The following is a 242-nucleotide window of genomic DNA, read 5'->3' on the forward strand; positions in this document are numbered from 1 at the left end:
GCGGAATGGGTTGGCTGCAAAATCATCCATGAAAGTATCACCTAACTGGCGTTTTAGCTCATCGCTTGCTGGGGTAAAGATGCGTCCACTTGGGAAAGTCACAAAGCTGACCACATTGGCCGCCATACGATTTGGGAAGTTAGCGAAGAATGAAACAAAAGCTTCTTGAATCGTATACAAGCTGTTTTGTAGCGCAACTTCAGCATGCAGTCGCTCAGACTCTGACTTACTACCATGCTCAT

1 protein-coding gene is annotated in these 242 nt (G+C 46.3%); it reads right to left on the reverse strand.

What is annotated here, in order from left to right; genetic code table 11:
- On the reverse strand, nt 1–242 hold a 242-nt coding region (locus SB725_RS33505; protein WP_410923734.1), incomplete at both ends, for an acyl-CoA dehydrogenase domain-containing protein.

It is taken from the genome of Pseudomonas sp. SIMBA_041 (assembly GCF_046535095.1).
Classification (GTDB): Bacteria; Pseudomonadota; Gammaproteobacteria; order Pseudomonadales; family Pseudomonadaceae; genus Aquipseudomonas; species Aquipseudomonas mucoides.